This is a genomic window from Streptomyces sp. NPDC111520, from assembly GCF_055635295.1.
Genome location: NZ_JBVKBW010000004.1, coordinates 531308 through 550657 on the forward strand (window position 1 = coordinate 531308; position 19350 = coordinate 550657).

Sequence of the window (19350 nt, forward strand, 5' to 3'; positions counted from 1 at the left end):
GGAGAACACGGCTGTTATCCGGACATGGCACCCGGCACGCACCTTCTGTGCGATTTTTGTTCGCTTCCCGTATGCCTTCGGCGTATCTGATGATCGAAGGCCGTGAACGCGGCGGGGGTGTGAACCCGTGCGTCCACTGCCGTCTCGCTCTGGGTTGCACGCCCGGCGTCCCGGGCTGACAACGTTGTCTTCGGGTGGGCCGATCCGTGCGTGCGTACTGCGACGCTGGAGAGGTCACGTGTCCATCAGATCCCATGTCCCCTTGCCCCGCGCGGTTCCACCCGGAACCGCCCCCCGTCGTGGCCGCCCCCTGCGCGCGACGGTCGCCGCGCTGCTCTCGGGCGCGCTCGGCCTCGCCGCACTCGCGGGCGGCGGCGCGGCCGCGGCCGTCCCCCTCGCGACCTCGTCCGCGGGGTCCACGGGAAGCTCCGCAAGCGGGGGCACGGACTACACGAAGCTGGTCGACCCCTTCGTGGCGACCGCCGGCGACGACGGCAACGACCTGCCGGGCGCCCAGGCGCCCCACAGCCTCGCCAAGGTCAGCCCGCTGACCACGCCGAACCGCAACCACCCCGGGTACGACTACAACGAGGACCACATCGCCGGGTTCACCGCGACGAACCTCGACGGCGTCGGCGGCTCGGGCGGCGGCGGTGACCTGCTGGTCGTCCCGACCTCCGTGCGGTACGACAAGCGCCCCGCGCCCAGCACCTACGCGCACGCGTACAGCCACGACGACGAGACCGCGACGCCCGGCTACTACCAGGTGGGCCTCGGCGCCATCTCCGGAACCGGCTCCGCGGTGACGCAGGACCCCGGCACCATCAAGGCGGAGGTGACCGCGACCACGCGCACCGCGCTGGAGCGGTACAGCTTCCCCGCCGGTTCGGAGCCCGAGCTGGTCCTGGACCTCGCGAACAACTTCACCAGCCGCACCCGCTCGACCGTGCAGGCGACGACGCTCCCGGACGGGACCACCTCGCTCAGCGGGCTCATCGCGGGTTCGTTCAACGGCGCCTCGTACAAGCTGTACTACAACGCCACCACCAACGTGCCCGTGACCTCGCTCAAGAGCTGGGGCAACGACGGCAAGCTGAGCGACGCGACCGCGCAGGACGGCTCCGACACCGGCGTCGTCCTCGGGTTCGACACGTCCCACGGGAACGACGTCGAACTGCGCGTCACGCTGTCGCCGATCAGCGCGGAGCAGGCCGCGACCGACCAGCGCAACGAGGTGGGCGACCTCACCTTCGACCAGGCGCGCGCGAGGACGAAGGCGGAGTGGAACAGCGCGCTCGGCGCCGTCGACGTCCGCGCCTCGGCGAAGTCCGACCCCGGGTCGACGCTCACCAAGGAGTTCTACACGCACCTGTACCGCATGTACGCGCTGCCGGTGAACGCCACCAGCACCACCGGCACGTACCGCGGCGCCGACGGCGCGGTGCACAAGACGAACGGCTTCACGTACTACGACGGCTGGTCGACCTGGGACGACTTCCGCAAGTACTCCGTCGAGTCGTACATCGACCCGGCCACCTACCGCGACATGATCCAGTCGCTGATCGAGCTGTTCGCCGACGCGCGCGCCTCCGGCAAGAGCCTCGGCAGCCTGACCCACTCGGTCCCGACCGTGCGCTGGGAGCGCTCGGCCGTGCTGGTCGCCGACGCGCTGTCGAAGGGCTACAAGAACTTCGACCGGCTCGACGAGGCGTACCCGGCGCTGCTGCAGTACAGCGGCTACTACACGGGTGCTCAGCTGCGGCAGGGCTACGTCACCGGTGACCCCGGCACCACCGTCCAGCGCGGCTACGACCAGTGGGCGCTGTCCGTCATCGCCGACGCGCTCGGCAAGGAGGACGACGCCAAGAAGCTGCGCGCCCAGTCGACGATGGCGATCGACAACCTCGTGAAGTCCGGCGCCTGGACCGCGGCCGACGGCACCGAGGTCGGCCTGCTCACCCCGCGCGCCGCGAACGGCGACTGGCAGAGCGCCGACTACGAGAAGTTCGAGGCGGCCGGTCTCTACCAGGGCACGCTCTGGCAGTACCACTGGTACGACGCCTACGACATGGGCGGCCTGATCGAGGCGATGGGCGGCCAGAAGGCCGGCAAGGCCGCGATCAAGCACATGTTCGGCGAGGACTCGGCCGTCGACGACGGCTCGACCATGCTGCACTCCAACGCGAACGAGATCGACCTTCAGGCCCCGTACCTCTTCAACTACGTCGGCGAGCCGAGCCTGACGCAGAAGTGGGTGCGCGCCATCTACACCGGTACGACCTGGAACCGCTACATCGCGACGGGCTCCACGAACGAGGCCCCCAGCTCCGGCGGCGAGTTCCGCCCGCCGGTCAAGACCCAGGTCTACAAGCTGTCCCCGAACGGCTTCCTGCCGACCATGGACAACGACGCCGGCACCATGTCGACCATGTTCGTCGGCGCCGCCCTGGGCCTGTTCCCGGTGACCGCCGGCTCCAGCCAGTTCCAGATCGGCAGCCCGTTCTTCGACTCCACGACGATCAGCTACGCCAACGGCTCCAAGTTCACGGTGAAGGCCGACGGCGTCTCGCCGGCCAACTACTACGTGCAGAACGCGACCCTGAACGACAAGCGGTTCGACAACACGTGGCTGGACTACTCGCAGATCATCGCGGGCGGCACCCTGGACTTCACCATGGGTTCCAAGCCCTCCCAGTGGGGCGCCAAGACCAAGCCCGCGTACTCGCTGGACACCGACTCGGGCGACACGGGTGACGGCGACACGGGCACGGACAAGGGCGACACCCTCGTCTCGGCCCGTCCGGGCACCGTCGACACCGACGAGGACGGCACCGTCGACGGCAGCGTGAAGCTCACCCTGTCCGGCCCGGCGACCTTCGACGCCCACAAGGGAACCAGCCTCACCAAGACCGGTGCGGCGACCGTGACCGGCCTGCCGAAGGGCGTCACCGCGGACCTGCGCGTCGACGACAAGCGGACGGCGACGCTGTCCCTCACCGGCACCACTCAGGTCGACGCGCGCTTCGGGATCACCTTCCGCGACGCGGCCTTCGCCCACGGCGTACGGGCCTCGACGGTGAGCGGCACCGGGATGTCCCCGACCGACCCGCTCCTCATCTCCGCCGCCGCGGTGCACCGCAAGGCCCTGGGCGCACTCGTCGACCAGGCGTCCGTGGTGCGCGGCGCCAACTACTCCGACGGCTCCTGGAACCTGTTCCGGTCGGCCCTCGAACGCGCGCGGACCGTCCTCGCGGACTCCGGCTCCGCGACGGGCACGATCATGGCCGCGCAGGACGCGCTGCAGACCGCCATCAACGGGCTGACCATCGACGAGGGCGGCTACGCCGTCCTGCAGGCCGAGTCCCCCGACCAGAAGGAGGGCCCCAGCCTCATCAGCGAGCGGAACAACTCGGACGGCAACCTCGGTGGCGTCACCGAGGGATCGTGGGAGCGGTTCAGCAAGCTGGACTTCGGCGGGGTCGCGCCGCGGACGATCTCGGTCCGCTACGCCAACTCGCAGCCGACGAACGCCAAGCCCAGCAGCGTCGACATCCACGCCGGCGCCGCCGACGGCCCCGTCGTCGCCACCGTCTCGCTCCCCGGGACCGGCGGCTGGCAGTACTGGAACACGGTGCAGGCGGCCGTCACCGACCCGGACGCCCTGCTGGGCGCGAAGAGCGCGACGTTCGTCTTCCACGCCCCGTCGGGTCAGCAGTGGGTGTCGAACTTCGACTGGTACCAGTTCTCGCCGTACGAGGTTTCGACGTCTCCCACGACCACGCTCGCCACGCTGACCGCGGTGAACAGCAGCGCGACCGGCAACGGTTCGCTGCCGCTCAACCTGGGCAACGGCATCTTCGAGAACGTGACGAACGGCGCGTGGGCGCAGTGGAAGGACACGGACCTCCGCAACGGCGCCGACACCGTGACCGTCCGGTATGACAAGCCCCAGTCGCGGGCGGCGTCGGACTCGCACATCGAGCTGCACCTCGGCTCGAAGGACGGTGCGACGAGCGTCGACATCCCGCTGGACTACAGCGGTTCCGGCTGGGGAACCATCGCCACCACGAGCGTGCACCTCGACCCGAGCGTCTTCACCGGCGTCCAGGACGTGTACGCGGCGTTCGTCTCCAGCACGCAGACCGCCTCCCAGCCCTACGTCGGCAACGTCTACTCGCTGGCCCTGACGCAGACCGCCGACGCCCCCGTGGGCTTCGACGCCACCGCGTGGCACTCCAACAGCGGCGGCGGCCTCAAGAGCGAGCCCGTCGGCTGGACCGGCTCCGGTTCCACCACCGACCTCGGCGGCACCTACAACGGCGCCTGGGTCAACTACGGGGACATCGACTTCGGCGGTTCCCCGAAGAGCACCGTCACGATCACCTACGTCAACAACTCCGCCCGCTGCGGCACCGGATCCGCCGTCCAGCTCTACCTGGACTCCTTCGACACGGCCGACCCCGGCACGCCGTACGCGACCGTGCCGCTGCCCGTCACAGGCTCCGCGTGGTCGTCCGGCGGGGCGACGAGCCTGACGCTGCCCAAGGCGATCACCGGCAAGCACACCGTCTACCTGCGGCTGACGACCACCCCGGACTCCTCGCACCCGTACGTCGCGAACCTGGGCCGGATCACCTTCAACCACGTCGAGACGCCCGCCGTCACGGACAAGACCGCCCTGCGGAAGGCGATCGAGCAGTACGAGGGGCTCTCCGCCGACGCGGCGCGCTACGACGCGATCGACTTCGGTGTGTACGGACGTGAACTCGCGGCCGCACGCACCCTCGTGGCCGCCGACGACGCGACCCAGCTCGAGGTCGACACGCAGACGCGCAGCCTCACCCTGGCCGCGGGCCAGCTGATCCCGCTCCCGCGGCTGAAGCTGGAGGACCTGGTCACCACCGCGTCGGCCCTCGACAACGACCGCTACACGGACGCGTCGTGGAAGGCGTTCACCGCGGCACTCGCCGCGGCGAAGACCGCGGTCGCGGACGGAACGGCCACGGACGCGGCCCTCACCACCCGTTACGAAGCCCTCCGCCACGCCATGGCCGGGCTCATCACGAAGCCCAGGACGGTGCCGGCCGCGCCCGACGCGGTGTCGGCGACCTCGTCCGGCACGAGCGTGACCGTCGCCTGGTCCGCGCCCAAGGACACCGGTGGCTCACCGGTCACCGGCTACCGGATCACCCTCAGCGACGGCCACCAGATCAAGATCGACGATCCGGACAGCCGGAGCACGACCTTCACCTGGCTGCGGTCCGGCAGGTCGTACACGGCACGCGTCCAGGCGGTGAACTCCGTCGGCACCTCCCAGCCGAGTCCCGCCACGGCACCCGTGGTCACCGGCGGCGGCAAGCCGCAGAAGCCGGCCGTGACCGGTGTGATCACCGACGGCAAGCAGGTCCGCGTGACCTGGCGCGCCGCCGGCGACGGCGGATTCCCGGTCATCGGCTACACCGTGGCCCTCGACGACGGAACCACCGCGCACGTTCCCGCCACCACGGGCACGACGCTGCTGACGACGGCGGGCAAGGCGAAGGCCCACGCGGCCACCGTCACCGCGGTCACGCTCGCCGGAACCTCGGACGACACCGCCGCGACCCCCCTGGTGACCACCTCGGCGGCCGCCGCGGCGGACGCCTCCGATCCGGCGTACGAGCCGTCCCCCTTCCCGGACGACACGCTCAACGCCACCTACGCGTCGGACAAGTGGCCGGGCACCGGTGACGGGACCGACTACTTCTACGGCCTGCTCAACGGCTTCGAGGACCTCGACTCCGGCATCCTCGCCGCCAACACCAAGGTGCCGGGCGGCACGCCGCTCACCGCCGAGAACGACCGGATCGCGGTGCGCATCAACAACGCCGCGACGCAGAAGGAGGTGGACCGGGCCGAGGTCGACGCGACCAACAGCTCCACCGTCACGATGGCCGACGGCCTCGGCTCCCGGCTCGGCCAGATCTACCTGGACGCCCTGAACGGCGGCCGGCTGCCGAAGACCGGCGCGCTGTTCTCGCGCGTCACCAAGGGCCTCGACATGGGCGGAGCGGCGAAGGACCACTTCGGCTACCAGCGCCCGTACGTGCGGCTCGGGTTCGTCGGCGACGGCGGCGCCGTCTACGAGTCGCAGGACGGCTCCTACGGCAGCCTCACCACCAGCGGTTCGTACCCGAGCGGCCACACCTATGGCGGCTACGAGGCGGGGACCATCCTCGCCACGCTCCTGCCGGAGCTGGCACCGTCGATCCTCGCCCGCACCTCGGAGTACGGGGACAACCGCATCGTCCTCGGGTTCCACTACCCGCTCGACGTCATGGGCGGCCGCATCGCCGCACAGGCCACCGTCGCGCACCGGTGGGCGGACCCCGACTTCGCGAAGCTGCTGACGCAGGCCCACACCGAGATGGAGAACGTGCTGCTCGCCAGTTGCGAGAAGGCCGGCTACGGCGACACGCTCGAGGCCTGCGCGGGCGACTCCTACGCCGGCCTGAGCACCGCGCAGCACGTCGACCTGTACACGCAGCGCCTGGACTACGGGTTCTCCCGGGTCGGGGAGTCCGGGCAGGCCCTCAAGGCGCCGTCCGACGCGGCGGCCCTGCTGAGCACGGCTTTCCCGGAGCTCACCACCGATCAGCGCACCCAGATTCTCGAACAGACCGCGACGGACTCCGGCTCCCCGCTGGACCTCACCGCGGACGGCGGAGCGAGCTGGGAGCGGATCAACCTGTCGGCCGCGATGGCGGCGAAGGTCGTCGTCAACGCCGACGGATCGGTCAAGGTGACGAACCACACCGACGCCACCAAGGCCAGTGTTGCCGACGCCAAGGCGATCACCGTCGGAGGCGTCGCCATCGACGGGTTCGACCCGGCCGTGTCCACGTACGTCGTGGACTGGCCGAAGAACAGGAAGATCCCGGCGCTGTCGGCCGTACCGGCCGAGTCCGGCGCGCGGGTGAAGGTCACCGACGGCAGCTCGGTCCTCTCGTCGACCGGGCACCGGTTCACCACCCGCACCATCAAGGTGACCTCGGCCAGCGGTTCGGTCACCCGGACCTACACGGTCGGGTTCCAGCCCACGGACAGCGACCACCGGCCGATGGCGGCCGGCGGCGGCCGCGACGGGACCGGCTCCGACGACGACGCCGGATTCTGGGCGACGGTCACGGAGTGGGCGACGCACAAGTGGCTCCCCTGGTCGTAGGGCACGCTACGACCGCCGGACCTGCCGCCCCCGTGAGGGCGCGGCAGGATCCGGCTGATCCCCAGCGGGCGCCACACCGCCGAGGGCCCCTGTGGGTGAACGCATGCTGTTCACCCACAGGGGCCCTTCGGCGTTGCCATGCCGGGCTCAGAGCACCCCCACCAGCACGATGACCACGGTGGGGAGTGTGATGAAGACGGTGCCGAGGGGGCCGGGCCGCGCGTCGGATGGCTGGGGCAGCGTCAGCGGATGTGGCCGGGCGCCGTGCTCGGGGATACGGCGCCCGGCCCGCCGACGGGACGAACCCGTCGCGGCTGTGTCGAGGGTCCCGCCCCGGCCGTCGGGGCGGTGCCGCGGCGCGCCCAAGGGAGCGCGCCGATCGTCCGGTCGGACCACGGCGGCGGCCGCGTACGGCCTCCGGCAACCGGGCGCGACGGAGGGGCGCGGGACCCCGGCGTCCCGCGCCCCCGGTGCGCTACGCCCGTTTCAGGGTGACGTCGTGGGTGACGACGACTCCCTTCTTGAGCCGGACGGTGGCCACGGTCGGCCGGTACCCGTCCTTGGCGACGATGACGGTCAGCGGGTTGTCACGGGTGTCGAGCCACAGTCCGAAGGTGCCGTCGGGGCGCGTCGTCAGTGTGTACGAGGCGGCCCAGCCGTCGATCTGCACGGTCGCGCCGGCCAGTGGGGCCGATCCGCCCGAGGCGGTCGCCCCGCGGATCGTCCCGCTGATGCCGCCCCAGGTCTTCGGCGGGTCGACGTGCAACGAGACGGGGATGTCGGGCAGGACGTACGGGGTGTCGCTGAACAGCGCCAGCCGGGCCGCGTACTCGCCGGGTTGCGCCGCCTCCAGGGCCGTGGTGTCGAAGGTGAGCGTGAGCACCGTCTTCTGGCCGGGGGCCAGGGTGATCCTCTTGCCGGACTCGCCCAGCCAGCCGACCTCTGACAGCCCCGCCTGGTCGTATCCGGGCAGGAGTTCGACCGCCGTGGTGGGGGAGAGCTCGTACGCGTCGACGGTGCCGCCGACCTTGTAGAAGCCCGACGCGCCGCCGCTGCGGAACGTGGGGGTGTTGGCGTTGGGCAGCGCGTCCCAGGTGCCGGTCGCGGGGTCGAGGGCGAACCCCTGGTTCGTCAGCAGACTGTCGTCGGTCACCCCGCTGGAGATCAGCAGCAGTCCGTTGGCCGCGGTGTGCGCCGCGCCCCACAAGGGGATCGGCATGTCGGGCAGGGCCGACCACTTGTCGGTGGCGGGGTTGTAGACGTACACCGAGGACACGGCGACGGCGCCGCCGCTCTCCCCGCCGGCGCAGTAGATCCTGGTGCCGATGGCGGCGCAGGACTGCCAGGCGATGGGCTCCGGGTAGGGGGCGATCGCGGACCAGCTGTCGTCCCCGGGGTCGTAGACGGAGGCGTCGGTCGTGCCGCAACTGTTGGCCGCGCAGCCGCCGATCATGTACAGCCTGCCGTCGAGGACGGTGCTGCCCGCCCCGGCGTACGCCCTGGGTGCCTTCGCGCCGCTGCTCCAGCGGTTGCTGACCGGGTCGTAGACGTCGAGGCCCGGGTCGATGCCCCCGGTGCTGCTGCCCCACCCGCCCGCGGCGTAGAACTTGCCGCCGATGAAGCCGTGCGCGGGTGCGCGGCGCGGGTGCGGGGACGAGGTGAGCCGGGTCCAGGCGCCCGTGTCGGGGGAGAGGCGGTACAGGTCCCCGGTGTCGTCCTCGCCGTCGTAGCCGTAGGCGGAGTAGACCTTGCCGTCGTAGGTGTCGACGGCGTTGTCCATGATGGCCGCGGGCAGGTCGGCGACGGGCTTCCAGGCGTCACCCGACGGTCCGGTCCCGCGCGTGGCCGGCGCGTGCCCGCCGCTGCGCGTGGTCCTTCCGTCGATCTGCGCGGTGTCGCGGCCGTCCGCACCGGGCGCCGGCAGTCGGCGCAGGGCGGAACGCCGGAGGGGCGCGCCGTCCTCGGTTCCGCCGGAGCCCGCGCGTTCCGCCAGCGTCAGGGTCGCCGGGGCGCCTCCGGTGTTGCTGACGGTCAGCTGGTGGGTGGTGGTCCCGCCGAGGACGGCGGTCGCCTCGATCGGGTCCGTCGTCAGGGACAGCCGGCCCGCCTTGAGCTTCCAGGTCGAGGCGACGGCGGAGTCGGCGCGGGCGGTGACCGTCTTGGTCTGCCCGGTGTAGTGCGGTGCCTCCGCGGTGAGGGTGTGCTTGCCCAGCGGCGCGGTCAGGGTGAAGAAGCCGTCGCCGAGGTTGGGGTCGTCGGGGGTGGCGGCCGTGATCGCGCTCGGGGCCGGCCCGTCGCCGCCGGTGACGGTGGCGGACACCAGTCCCGCGCCGGTGTTGGCGTCGGTGACGGTTCCGGTGATGAGACCGGCCGGGGTGGGCGTGAGGCCGCGATCGCCGATGAACACGTTGTCCAGGGCCCACCACAGGGCGTAGGAGGCGGTGTAGTGGAACCGCAGCCGCACGGACGGCTTGCCCGCGTACGCGGCCAGGGGGACGTCGAGGTGCTTCGGGCCGGCCGCGTCGGTGGTCAGGGAGCGGACGTTCTTCCAGGTCTCGCCGTCGTCGGTGCTGGCGTCGAGGTCGGCGGTCTGCCCGAAGAAGGGCATCAGGTCGGTGTCGAAGGCCAGTTCGGGAACCGTGACGTCGGTGAAGTCGAACCGCGGACTGACCAGGCTGGAGTCCTGGGCGGCCGGGTAGCCGTAGTGGTCGCTGTCGACGATCGCGAAACCGCCGTCCCCGCCGGTGGTGTTGGACCGCCCTCCGGGGTCGTCGAACGCCCAGCCGCCCTCGGTGCCCTCGGCGTCGACGACCGACCAGCCCTCGGGGGCGGAGGCCGTCGAGGTGAACGCCTGGGTCGGGCCGGTGAGCTTCGGTGCGTAGGCGGGGGCGCCGGCCGACCAGACGTCGGCGGGCACCGGGACGTCGAGCTTCTGCGCGGCCGTGCCCGCGTCGAGGTGCCGGACGACCTCCTCGTAGCCGGGGACGGTGGCCGCGATCCGCAGTGTGTGCGCACGGTTCTGGGGGAGCGTGAGGCTGTACGCCCCTGTTACGGGGTCGCTCCACACCGGGCCGCCGGGCGAGCCGTCCACGGTGATCCTGGCGTAGAGCGGCCAGCCGTGGCCGGATCCGTCGGTGACCTTCCCCGTGACGGTGCGGCTGGGCACGGTGCGCAGCGCGAAGTCCTTCGTCAGGGCCGCCCCGTCGGCGATCGTGACGTCGGGTGCGGACTCGGTCGCGTAGCCGAAGGCCTCGACGTCGATGTCGTAGGTTCCGGCCGGCAGTGACAGGGTGTAGGCCCCCGAGGCGTCGGAGTGCACGACGACGTCACCGCCCGAGATCGCGGCCCCGGCCAGCGGCTCGCCCGTCCCGGAGTCCCTGACCTTCCCGGAGACCTCGCCGCGCGGCCCGCCGCGGAACGCGCCCAGGCCGCGGGGCGTGCCCAGCCCCGTCGGGCCGTCGTATCCCGCGCCCGCGGTGCACAGGTACGCGGGCTCGCACGTGCCGTTGGAGCCGCTGGTCACGTCGTTGAGGCCGCTGGCGGCGGCGTAGGGGTAGGAGTTGGGGTAGCTGCCGGCCGCCGGGGTCCCGGCGGCGGCGTACACCCCCGCGATGATCGGTGTGGCCGCGCTGGTCCCTCCGTAGACCTGCCAGCCGCTCTGCCCGTAACTCTGGTACACCGCCACGCCGGTGGCGGGGTCAGCGACGGCCGAGACGTCCGCGACGGTACGCCGCGGGCAGCCGGTGTCCTTCTGGAACGCCGGTTTGGCCTGGTAGGCGGAGCAGCCCGAGCCGGTGCCGCGGTCGCCGTTGCTCCAGACCGACTCCGACCATCCGCGGGCGGTGTTCGGGTCGCGGGCGAGGGAGGTCCCGCCGACGGAGGTGACGTAGGGGGACGCGGCGGGGTAGGGGACCCCGTAGTTCAGGTCGCCCGCGGCGACGACCATGGCGACGCCGGGGTGGTCGTAGTGCGGGTCGCTGGTCTCGGCGGGGTCCTCACCGCCCCCGGGGAGGCTGTCGTAGTAGGAGCCGTAGGAGTTGGAGACGACCTCGGCGCCGAGCGCGACGGCCTGGTCGACGGCTGCCCCGAGGTCCTCGCGGTCGGCGCTGTCGGCCTCGACGAGCAGGATGTGCGCGTTCGGGGCCACCGCGGAGACCATGTCGAGGTCGAGGGAGATCTCCCCGGCCCATTCGGGGTCGGGCTGCGGGAAGTCGGTGCCGCCGCGCTGGTCGACCTTGCGGAAGCAGCCGTTGTCGGTGGTGCAGGCCGGCAGGCCGTACTGCTCCCGGTACACGGCCAGGTCCTGCTCGGCGGTGGGGTCGTCGTACGCGGCGACTACGGCCACGGTCCGGCCGGTGCCGCCGCCTGACGGGAGGTCGTAGGCGCCGCGCAGGTCGGCGGCGCCGTAACCGGCGGGTTCCGAGGCCCGCCTGGCGGTGCCGAGGTCCGTGCGGCGCAGGGCGAAGCACACGAACTCGTCCTTCTCCGGGGCGGAGCAGGAGGGTTCCGCGGACAGCCCGTTGTCCCTGGCGGTGTCCGCGGTCTCCCGTGCCGCGCCGGCCGGTGCCTGTGCCGTGGCCGGTGCCTGCGTCCCCAGCAGGGTGAGCAGCGACAGGCCCAGCACCGCCAGTCCGGCAGTGAGTCTGTGCCGTCCTGAGCGGGTGGGCTTTTTTGGTATCTGCACGTGCCTGTTCCCATCTGTCCGTTGACGCGCGATCAACCAGGCGGCCGGCGATCGAATGAATCCATTCACCGCGGGCGGCCCCATTAGACATCGCTTCTTCTCGCGAGGTGGCCCGTCCGACTGATCACGCGGCGGGGCGGGTGACATGGAACGAGGAATTCCGGTCCGGCCGAATATGCGGGCGGCTCCGCGGGCGCATCAAACGTCGACGGGGATAAAATTCGGGCAATGTCCCGGCTGCGGGGCTGAATTCGCCGGACGGAAACCGGGAAAGTCGGGGATGTCGGTGAATGGCGCGGCACATCGCGTCAAGGGGGCCGACCGGGCGCAAGCGGGGCGCGCGCGGTGCAAGGTGGCGCTGCCCGGGCGGAGAGCCGGGAATCGGGCGATGCGTGCGTCAACCACCGTCATGGCGGGGCCTGTCGTACATCACGCCATTCATCCGCGTCCTGTCTCCGGATTCCGGACGCATTCCGGTCGGGCGCACCGGAGAACGCGAAACTGCGGCCCTTTCCTGCCCTTTGCGGCGTTGACACGGATACAAGATCTCTCCGCTAATGGTCTCCCGGCGAGCGACCACCGGAGTTCGCCGCCGAACCCTCAGGTTCGGTGTTCCCGTGCTGATTTGGGAGTCGGACGTTGCGCGTACCACACATATCCCCTCCACCGCTGCGGCGAAGGATGTCCACCTGGCCGGCGGTGATCGTCACCGCCGCGCTGGCCGTCCTGGGCGTCCAGACACCGTCCCAGGCCGCGGCGCCCTCCACCGCGACCGCCGCCACGACCGCCGCCCCCGCCGAGGGTGGCGCGCCCTACCAGGCGGCATGCGGCGCCGCCAAGAAGGGCGAGGCCACCTGCTACGCCCTGCGCCGCACCGATGTGAAGCCGTCCAAGGGCCTGCGGACCCAGGCGGCCCCGGGCGGGTTCGGCCCGGCCGATCTGCGCGCGGCCTACGACCTGCCGGCGGGCGGCGGCGCCGGGCAGACGATCGCCATCGTGGACGCCTTCGACGACCCGACCGCCGAGGACGACATGGCGGTCTACCGGGAGCAGTACGGCCTGCCCGCCTGCACCACCGACAACGGCTGCTTCCGCAAGGTCGACCAGCGCGGCGGCACCGACTACCCGCAGCCCGACCCCGACTGGGCCGGCGAGATCTCCCTCGACCTCGACATGGTCTCCGCGGTGGCCCCGAACGCGCACATCCTGCTCGTCGAGGCCGATACCCCGGGCTTCGAGGACCTCGGCGCGGCCGTGGACCAGGCCGTCGCGCTCGGCGCCAGGTTCGTGTCCAACTCCTACGGCACCGACTACCGCTTCGGCAGCGGTGAGGACCCCTACCAGACGGCGGTCCTGGACGCCCACTACGACCACCCCGGCGTCGCCATGGTCGCCTCCTCCGGCGACTACGGGTACGGCGTCTCCTACCCGGCCGCGTCGCCCCACGTGACCGCCGTGGGCGGCACCTCCCTGACCGCCGACAGCGGCACCGACCGCGGCTGGACCGAGACGGCCTGGGCCGGTGCGGGGTCGGGGTGCTCGCTCTACGAGCCCAAGCCCGCCTTCCAGAAGGACACCGGCTGCGCCAACCGCGCCGTCGCCGACGTCTCCGCGGTCGCCGACCCCGCAACCCCGGTCGCGGTCTACCAGACCTACGGCGGCGGCGGCTGGGCCCAGTTCGGCGGGACCAGCGCCGGCTCACCCATCATCGCCGCCGTCTACGCCAACGCCGGCACCCCGGTGGCGGGCACCTACCCCAACTCCTACCCCTACGCGGCGGACGCGGGGCTGCACGACGTCACCACCGGCGACAACGGCACCTGCACCCCGGCCTACCTCTGCACCGGCGCCGCCGGATACGACGGCCCGACGGGCCTCGGCACCCCCGACGGCCTGCGGGCCTTCCGTACCGGCCCGCACGGCACGTTGTCGGGCACCGTCACCGACCAGGCCACCGGCAAGCCCCTCGCCGGCGCCACCGTCAGCGCCGGGACCGGCAACCTCACGCGCACCGCGTCCGACGGCCGCTACACCCTGGGCCTCCCCGTGGGCGGCTACGACGTCACCGTCGACGCCTACGGCTACGCCAGTGGCGCCGCCGAGGATGTCGACGTCACCGAAGACGGCTCCCTCACCCGTGACTTCGCGCTGAAGCCGGTCCCCAGCCGGAGTGTCTCCGGCAAGGTGACCGACGGCTCCGGCCACGGCTGGCCGCTCTACGCCAGGATCACCGTGGACGGAGTCCCCGGCGGCCCGGTGTGGACCGACCCGGCCACCGGCGCCTTCACCCTCAGCCTTCCCGAGGGCCACGACTACACCCTCCACGCCGACGCGGCACTCCCCGGCTACACGACGGCGACCAGGAACCTCACCGTCACCGACGCCCCCCAGTCGCTCCGGCTGGCCCTGCGCGCCGACCCGTGGAAGGCCACCGCACCCGGCTACGCCGTGCACCTGGACGGCGCCACCGAGCACTTCACGTCCACCGACTCCGCCCCGCAGGGCTGGCGCGTCGTCAACGCCGACGGCAGCGAGGGCGGCTGGACCTTCGACGACCCCCAGGGACGCGGCAACCAGACCGGCGGTGACGGGGCCTTCGCCATCGCCGACAACCCCACGATCGGCTCGCCCCACGACACCCAGCTGATCAGCCCCGCCTACGACCTGACCGGCACCGCCGATCCCGAGCTGGCCTTCGACGCCATGTACTGGGTGTCCGACGGCAAGGCCGTCTCGGTGGACGCCAGTTCCGACGACGGCGCCACATGGACGTCGCTGTGGACGGCGACGGCCGGCTTCGCGGACCACGCGAAGGTCGAGATCCCGCTCGACGGCCTCGCCGGCAAGCGGGACGTGCGGGTGCGGTTCCACTTCGTCACCGAGTTCGCCTGGTGGTGGGGCGTCGACGACGTGTTCGTCGGCGACCGCGGCTACACGGCCACCCCCGGCGGCCTGGTCACCGGCACCGTGACCGACGCCAACACCGGCGAGGGCCTGGCCGGAGCCGCCGTCACCGTCGCGGGCGAGCCGGGGGCGACCGCGACCACCGTCGCCACACCGCAGGACCCGGCGCTCGGGGACGGGCTCTACCTCATGTTCTCGCCGGCCCTCGGCGAGCACGGCATCAGTGCCGCGAGGGCGCGGTACACGGAGCAGACCAAGACCGTCGGCATCGCCGCCGACAGCGCCGTCCGGGCCTCCTACAAGCTGAAGGCCGGGCAGTTGACGGTCACCCCGGACTCCGTCGGCGCGAGCCTGGGCTGGGGCACGTCCACCACGCGCAACATGACGGTCAAGAACACCGGAGGCGCGCCCGTCACCGTCACCCTCGGCGAACGGGCCGGCGGCTTCCACGCCCAGGCCCTCGGCGCCGGCGCACCCCGGCAGACGGTCAAGGGGACGTTCTCCCCGTACGCGAGCAAGAAGGGACCGGCCGCGGCCGGCGCGCAGCACTCCGCCGCGCCGTCCGGTGACGCCTGGCAGACCGCCCCGAACCTCCCGGAGACCGTCCTCGGCAACGCGGTCGGCAGCCACGGCGGCAAGGTCTACTCCGCCTTCGGCTACACCGGCTTCGACGTCACCAACGCGATGTACGTCCTGGACCCCGTCGTCGGCACCTGGAGCCGGGCGGCCAGTGCGGCCGACCGCCGGGAGGCGCCCTCTGGCCAGTTCGTGGACGGCAGGTTCTACGCCGTCGGCGGCTGGCTCCCGGACAACACCACCGACCCCAAGCTGGAGGTCTACGACCCCGTCACCGACCGCTGGAGCACCGGGGCACCGGCGCCCGCGGCCTACGCCGGCCAGGGCAGCGCGTCCCTCGACGGAAAGTTCTACACGGTCGGCGGCTGCGACGACCGGTGCGGCACCGCCGAGGCGTACGCCTACGACCCCGACACCGACTCCTGGTCCCGGATCGCCGACTACCCCGAGAGGGTCGCCTGGGAGTCCTGCGGCGGCGTCAACGGCAAGCTGTACTGCGCCGGCGGCGACGCCGACTCCCTCGGCGAGAGCAAGCACGCCTACGTGTACGACCCGGCCGCCGACACCTGGACGGCCCTCCCCGACCTGCCCGTCCCGCTGTGGAGTTCGTCCGCCACCGCGGCCAACGACCGGCTCGTGGTCTCCAGCGGCATCAGCCACGAGGCCCTCACCAACCAGGGCTTCGCCTACGACCCGCAGGCCGGCGCCTGGACGGCCCTGCCCAACGCCAACGTCGCCACCTACCGCGGCGGCGCCGCCCTCGGCCTGTACAAGATCGGCGGCGGAAGCGAGCCGTACACCCCGAGCAGCACCGTGGAGCTCCTGCCCGGCTACGACCAGGGCGGCACGACCGACGTCCCGTGGCTGAGCGCGAGCACTCGGCACTTCACCCTGCAGCCCGGCGCGAGCACGACCGTCACCGTCACGCTGGACGCCTCGGTGCCCGAGGTCACCCAGCCGGGCGACCTGACCGCGCAACTGGCACTGGACAACGACAGCCCGTACGGGATCCGGAAGGTCCCGGTGTCTCTGCACGTCGACCCGCCGAAGACCTGGGGCAAGATCACCGGAACCGTCCGGGGCGTCCAGAGCGACGGCACGAGCAGGCCGCTGGCCGGCGCCACCGTCGAGATCGGCAGCTGGGCGGCCGACTACTCCCTGAGGACGGCGGCCGACGGCACGTACTCCCTGTGGCTGGACACCCGCAACAACCCGCTGGACGTCATCGTCGCCAAGGACGGCTACCGGCCGGTGGCCACCACGGTGAAGCTCAAGAAGGGGGCGACCGTCACCGTCGACTTCACGCTGAAGAAGCAGTAACCGCCCGTCCTGCGGAAGCGGACGCGGGCCGGCCCCTTCGGGCCGGCCCGCGTTCCGTCCGGTGCGACGGTCCCGTCCGCTCACGGCCCGTCACACGACCGGGGCGTCGAAGTCGATCGGGTACCGGAACTGCCAGGCCTTCTTCTCGGGCTTGGCGAGCTTGAACATCGCCGGCAGCAGCGCGTCGCGGACCACCCGGCCGACGGGGCCGGCGGCCTTGCGGGCGTTGGTGCGGGCGGTGTCCTTGATGATCCGCTCCACCCGGGGCCGGCGCAGCTCCTCGTAGCGGGACAGCGCACGGGGCAGGGGCAGGTCGCGCAGGCAGCGGGCGAGTTCGACGGCGCTCTCCGCCGCGAGCGAGGCGCCCTGGCCGGAGCTGGACGAGGGAGCGTGGGCCGCGTCCCCGGTCAGGACCATCCGGCCGCGGCTCCAGCGCACCGAGCGCGGCATGTTCTCCGTGCTGCCCGCGAACAGCATCGTCTCCGGGTCGGTGGCCGCGAGCATCCGCGCGGCCGGGGTGGCGTCGCCCTCGCACACCTCCGCCAGGTGCTTGAGCCAGTAGGCGCCGCCGCGCTCGCGCTGCTCGCCCACCGAGAGGGCCTGCGTCACCGGCAGGTTGACGAACCAGATGCCCGTGCCGTCGGCGAACACCTGCCAGGCGAAGAAGCACCGCTTGCCGAAGGCCATCTGCATGAAGCCGCCGGTGGGCGGGACGCCGGTGGCGGCGACCGTCGCGCCGAACCCGGCCGTGCCGGCGAACTCGGGCTCGGGCGCGGACGGGTCGATCAGCCGGCGGACCGTGGAGCGCAGGCCGTCCGCGCCGATCAGGACGTCGGCGGTGGCCGTGCCGCCGTCCTCGAAGCGCGCGGTGACACCGTCGGCGTCCTCGCTCGCGTCGACGATGCGCTTGCCGTAGACGGTGGTCACGTCGCGCTCCTTCGCCGCGTCCCGCAGGGTGCGGAACAGCTCGGCCCGGATCACGAAGCGCGTCGGGCCGATGCCGGGCAGCGTGCCGAACTCGGCCAGCTTCCTGCCGTTCCAGCTCCGCAGCACCATGCCGTTCATGTCGGTGCTGACCGCGCGGATCGCGTCGCCCACGCCGATCGCGTCGAACGCCTCGAATCCGTTGGGTGCCAGCCCCATGCCGCCGCCGACCCCGTCGGCGGGGCCTTCGTACGCCTCGAAGACCGTCGCCTCGATACCCGCCCGCCGGAGCGCCATCGCGGTGACGGGCCCGGCGATGCCGCCGCCGATGACCAGTGCGGAGCGGACCGTGCCGTTGGTCGTGCCAGTCGAGTTCGTCATGACGGAATAGTTGCACTGCGACTAGTTGCTAGTCAACTAGTTCGACTGAGGGTAGCATCGGACCATGAGCGCTGCCCCCCGGAGTTCCCCCCTCGCCCTGACCGTGCTGGCCCTGCTGCACTACAAGCCGCTGCACCCGTACGGCGTCCAGCGGCTGCTCAAGGAGTGGGGCAAGGACCAGGTCGTCAACGTCGGCCAGCGGGCCGGCCTGTACCGCACCATGGACCGTCTGCTCGCCGCCGGACTCATCGCCGTCCGCGAGACGGGCCGGGACGCGCTCTACCCGGAGCGCACGGTCTACGAGGTCACCGACGAGGGCAGCGCGACGGCGCACCGCTGGCTCGACGAGATGCTCTCCACGCCGAAGCAGGAGTTCCCCGAGTTCCCCGCCGCGCTGTCGCTGCTGATGATGCTGACCCCGCAGGCGCTGCGGGACGCGCTCGGGCGCCGCGCGCGGGCCCTGGAGACCGCCCTCGCGCGGCACGACGCGGACCTCGCCCGCGAGGTGGAGAGCGGGCTGCCGCGCATCGCGACGCTCGAGCTGGGGTACGTGCGCGCGATGACGGCTGCCGAGCTGACCTGGGTCCGGGGCGTGCTGGCGGACTGCGCGGACGGAAGCCTGGACTGGTCCCCCGAGGAACTGCTGGCCCACGCCGGTGACGACGGCTGACCGATCGCCCGGCTCGGCCGCCCGCGCGGGACGGCGTCAGCCCTCGCGCCGCACACCGCGGTCGGGCGCGCTCATGTCCCCCGTCCCCGGGATGCCGCCGGCCAGCCCGTAGCGCAGGTACACGGTGCCCCTCGGATTGGCCACCGGCGGTTCGAGGAGCGTGACGTTGGTGGGCACCGCGCCGCCGTCGAAGACCTTCTTCCCGACGCCGAGCACGATCGGGTGCACCCACAGGTCGAGGCGGTCGAAGAGCTTCTCGCGCAGGAGGGTCTGCACCAGGTTCAGGCTCCCGACGACCTTCACGTGCTCGTGCCGGTCGCGGATCCCGCGCACCGCGCCGGCCAGGTCCGGGCCGAGCTGCGTGGACCCGGCCCAGGAGAGGTCCGGCCTGCCGCGCGAGGCCACGTACTTGGGGACGGCGTTGAAGAGCTCGGCGATGCGGCCGTCCTCGCCGCCCTTCTGGTGCGGCCAGTAGGCGGCGAAGATGTCGTACGTCCGCCGGCCGAGCAGGAGGGCGTCCGTGCCCTCGTAGGCGGCGCCGACCTGCGCCCCGGCGACCTCGTCCAGCAGGGGCGCCTGCCAGCCGCCGAACGGGAACCCCACCGGGTCCTCGTCGGGGCCGCCGGGCGCCTGCCCCACGAGGTCGAGGGTCGCGAACAGTTCGATGTGGATGAGGCCCACGGTCTT

6 protein-coding genes are annotated in these 19350 nt (G+C 72.2%); 3 read left to right on the plus strand and 3 right to left on the minus strand.

Features of this window, described 5'->3' with window-relative positions; genetic code table 11:
* Positions 1–262: 262 nt before the first annotated feature.
* The gene (locus tag ACZ7MY_RS12000; protein ID WP_499601246.1) at positions 263–7204 is read left to right on the plus strand and encodes a glycoside hydrolase domain-containing protein; all 6942 of its coding nucleotides are present in this window, start codon (positions 263–265) and stop codon (positions 7202–7204) included.
* 475 nt (positions 7205–7679) lie between these two features.
* On the opposite strand, the gene ACZ7MY_RS12005 is transcribed toward ACZ7MY_RS12000, so the two are convergent.
* Positions 7680–11888 (minus strand): Kelch repeat-containing protein, encoded by a 4209-nt coding sequence (locus tag ACZ7MY_RS12005; RefSeq protein WP_499601247.1) that lies wholly within the window; start codon positions 11886–11888, stop codon positions 7680–7682.
* Positions 11889–12569: 681 nt separating this feature from the next.
* On the opposite strand from ACZ7MY_RS12005, the gene ACZ7MY_RS12010 reads away from it, so the two are divergent.
* Positions 12570–16688: a carboxypeptidase regulatory-like domain-containing protein gene (locus tag ACZ7MY_RS12010; RefSeq protein ID WP_499601248.1), complete on the plus strand. Its 4119-nt coding sequence runs from the start codon at positions 12570–12572 to the stop codon at positions 16686–16688.
* Between the two features lie 90 nt (positions 16689–16778).
* On the opposite strand, the gene ACZ7MY_RS12015 is transcribed toward ACZ7MY_RS12010, so the two are convergent.
* A complete protein-coding gene (locus tag ACZ7MY_RS12015) occupies positions 16779–17993 on the minus strand; it encodes an FAD-dependent oxidoreductase (protein ID WP_499601249.1) in 1215 nt (404 codons plus the stop codon).
* A 64-nt stretch (positions 17994–18057) separates the two neighbouring features.
* Here ACZ7MY_RS12015 and ACZ7MY_RS12020 point away from each other — a divergent pair, with 64 nt between their 5' ends.
* Positions 18058–18663, plus strand: coding sequence for a PadR family transcriptional regulator (locus tag ACZ7MY_RS12020; protein WP_499601250.1), 606 nt, complete (start codon positions 18058–18060; stop codon positions 18661–18663).
* Between the two features lie 36 nt (positions 18664–18699).
* On the opposite strand, the gene ACZ7MY_RS12025 is transcribed toward ACZ7MY_RS12020, so the two are convergent.
* A complete protein-coding gene (locus ACZ7MY_RS12025; protein WP_499601251.1) occupies positions 18700–19344 on the minus strand; it encodes a dihydrofolate reductase family protein in 645 nt (214 codons plus the stop codon).
* Positions 19345–19350 lie beyond the last annotated feature (6 nt).

Bases quoted from the DNA above. Each gene is read 5' to 3' on its own strand.
- ACZ7MY_RS12010 (WP_499601248.1), top strand. From the start codon at position 12,570: ATGTCCACCTGGCCGGCGGTGATCGTCACCGCCGCGCTGGCCGTCCTG.
- ACZ7MY_RS12015 (WP_499601249.1), bottom strand. From the start codon at position 17,993: ATGACGAACTCGACTGGCACGACCAACGGCACGGTCCGCTCCGCACTG.
- ACZ7MY_RS12020 (WP_499601250.1), top strand. From the start codon at position 18,058: ATGAGCGCTGCCCCCCGGAGTTCCCCCCTCGCCCTGACCGTGCTGGCC.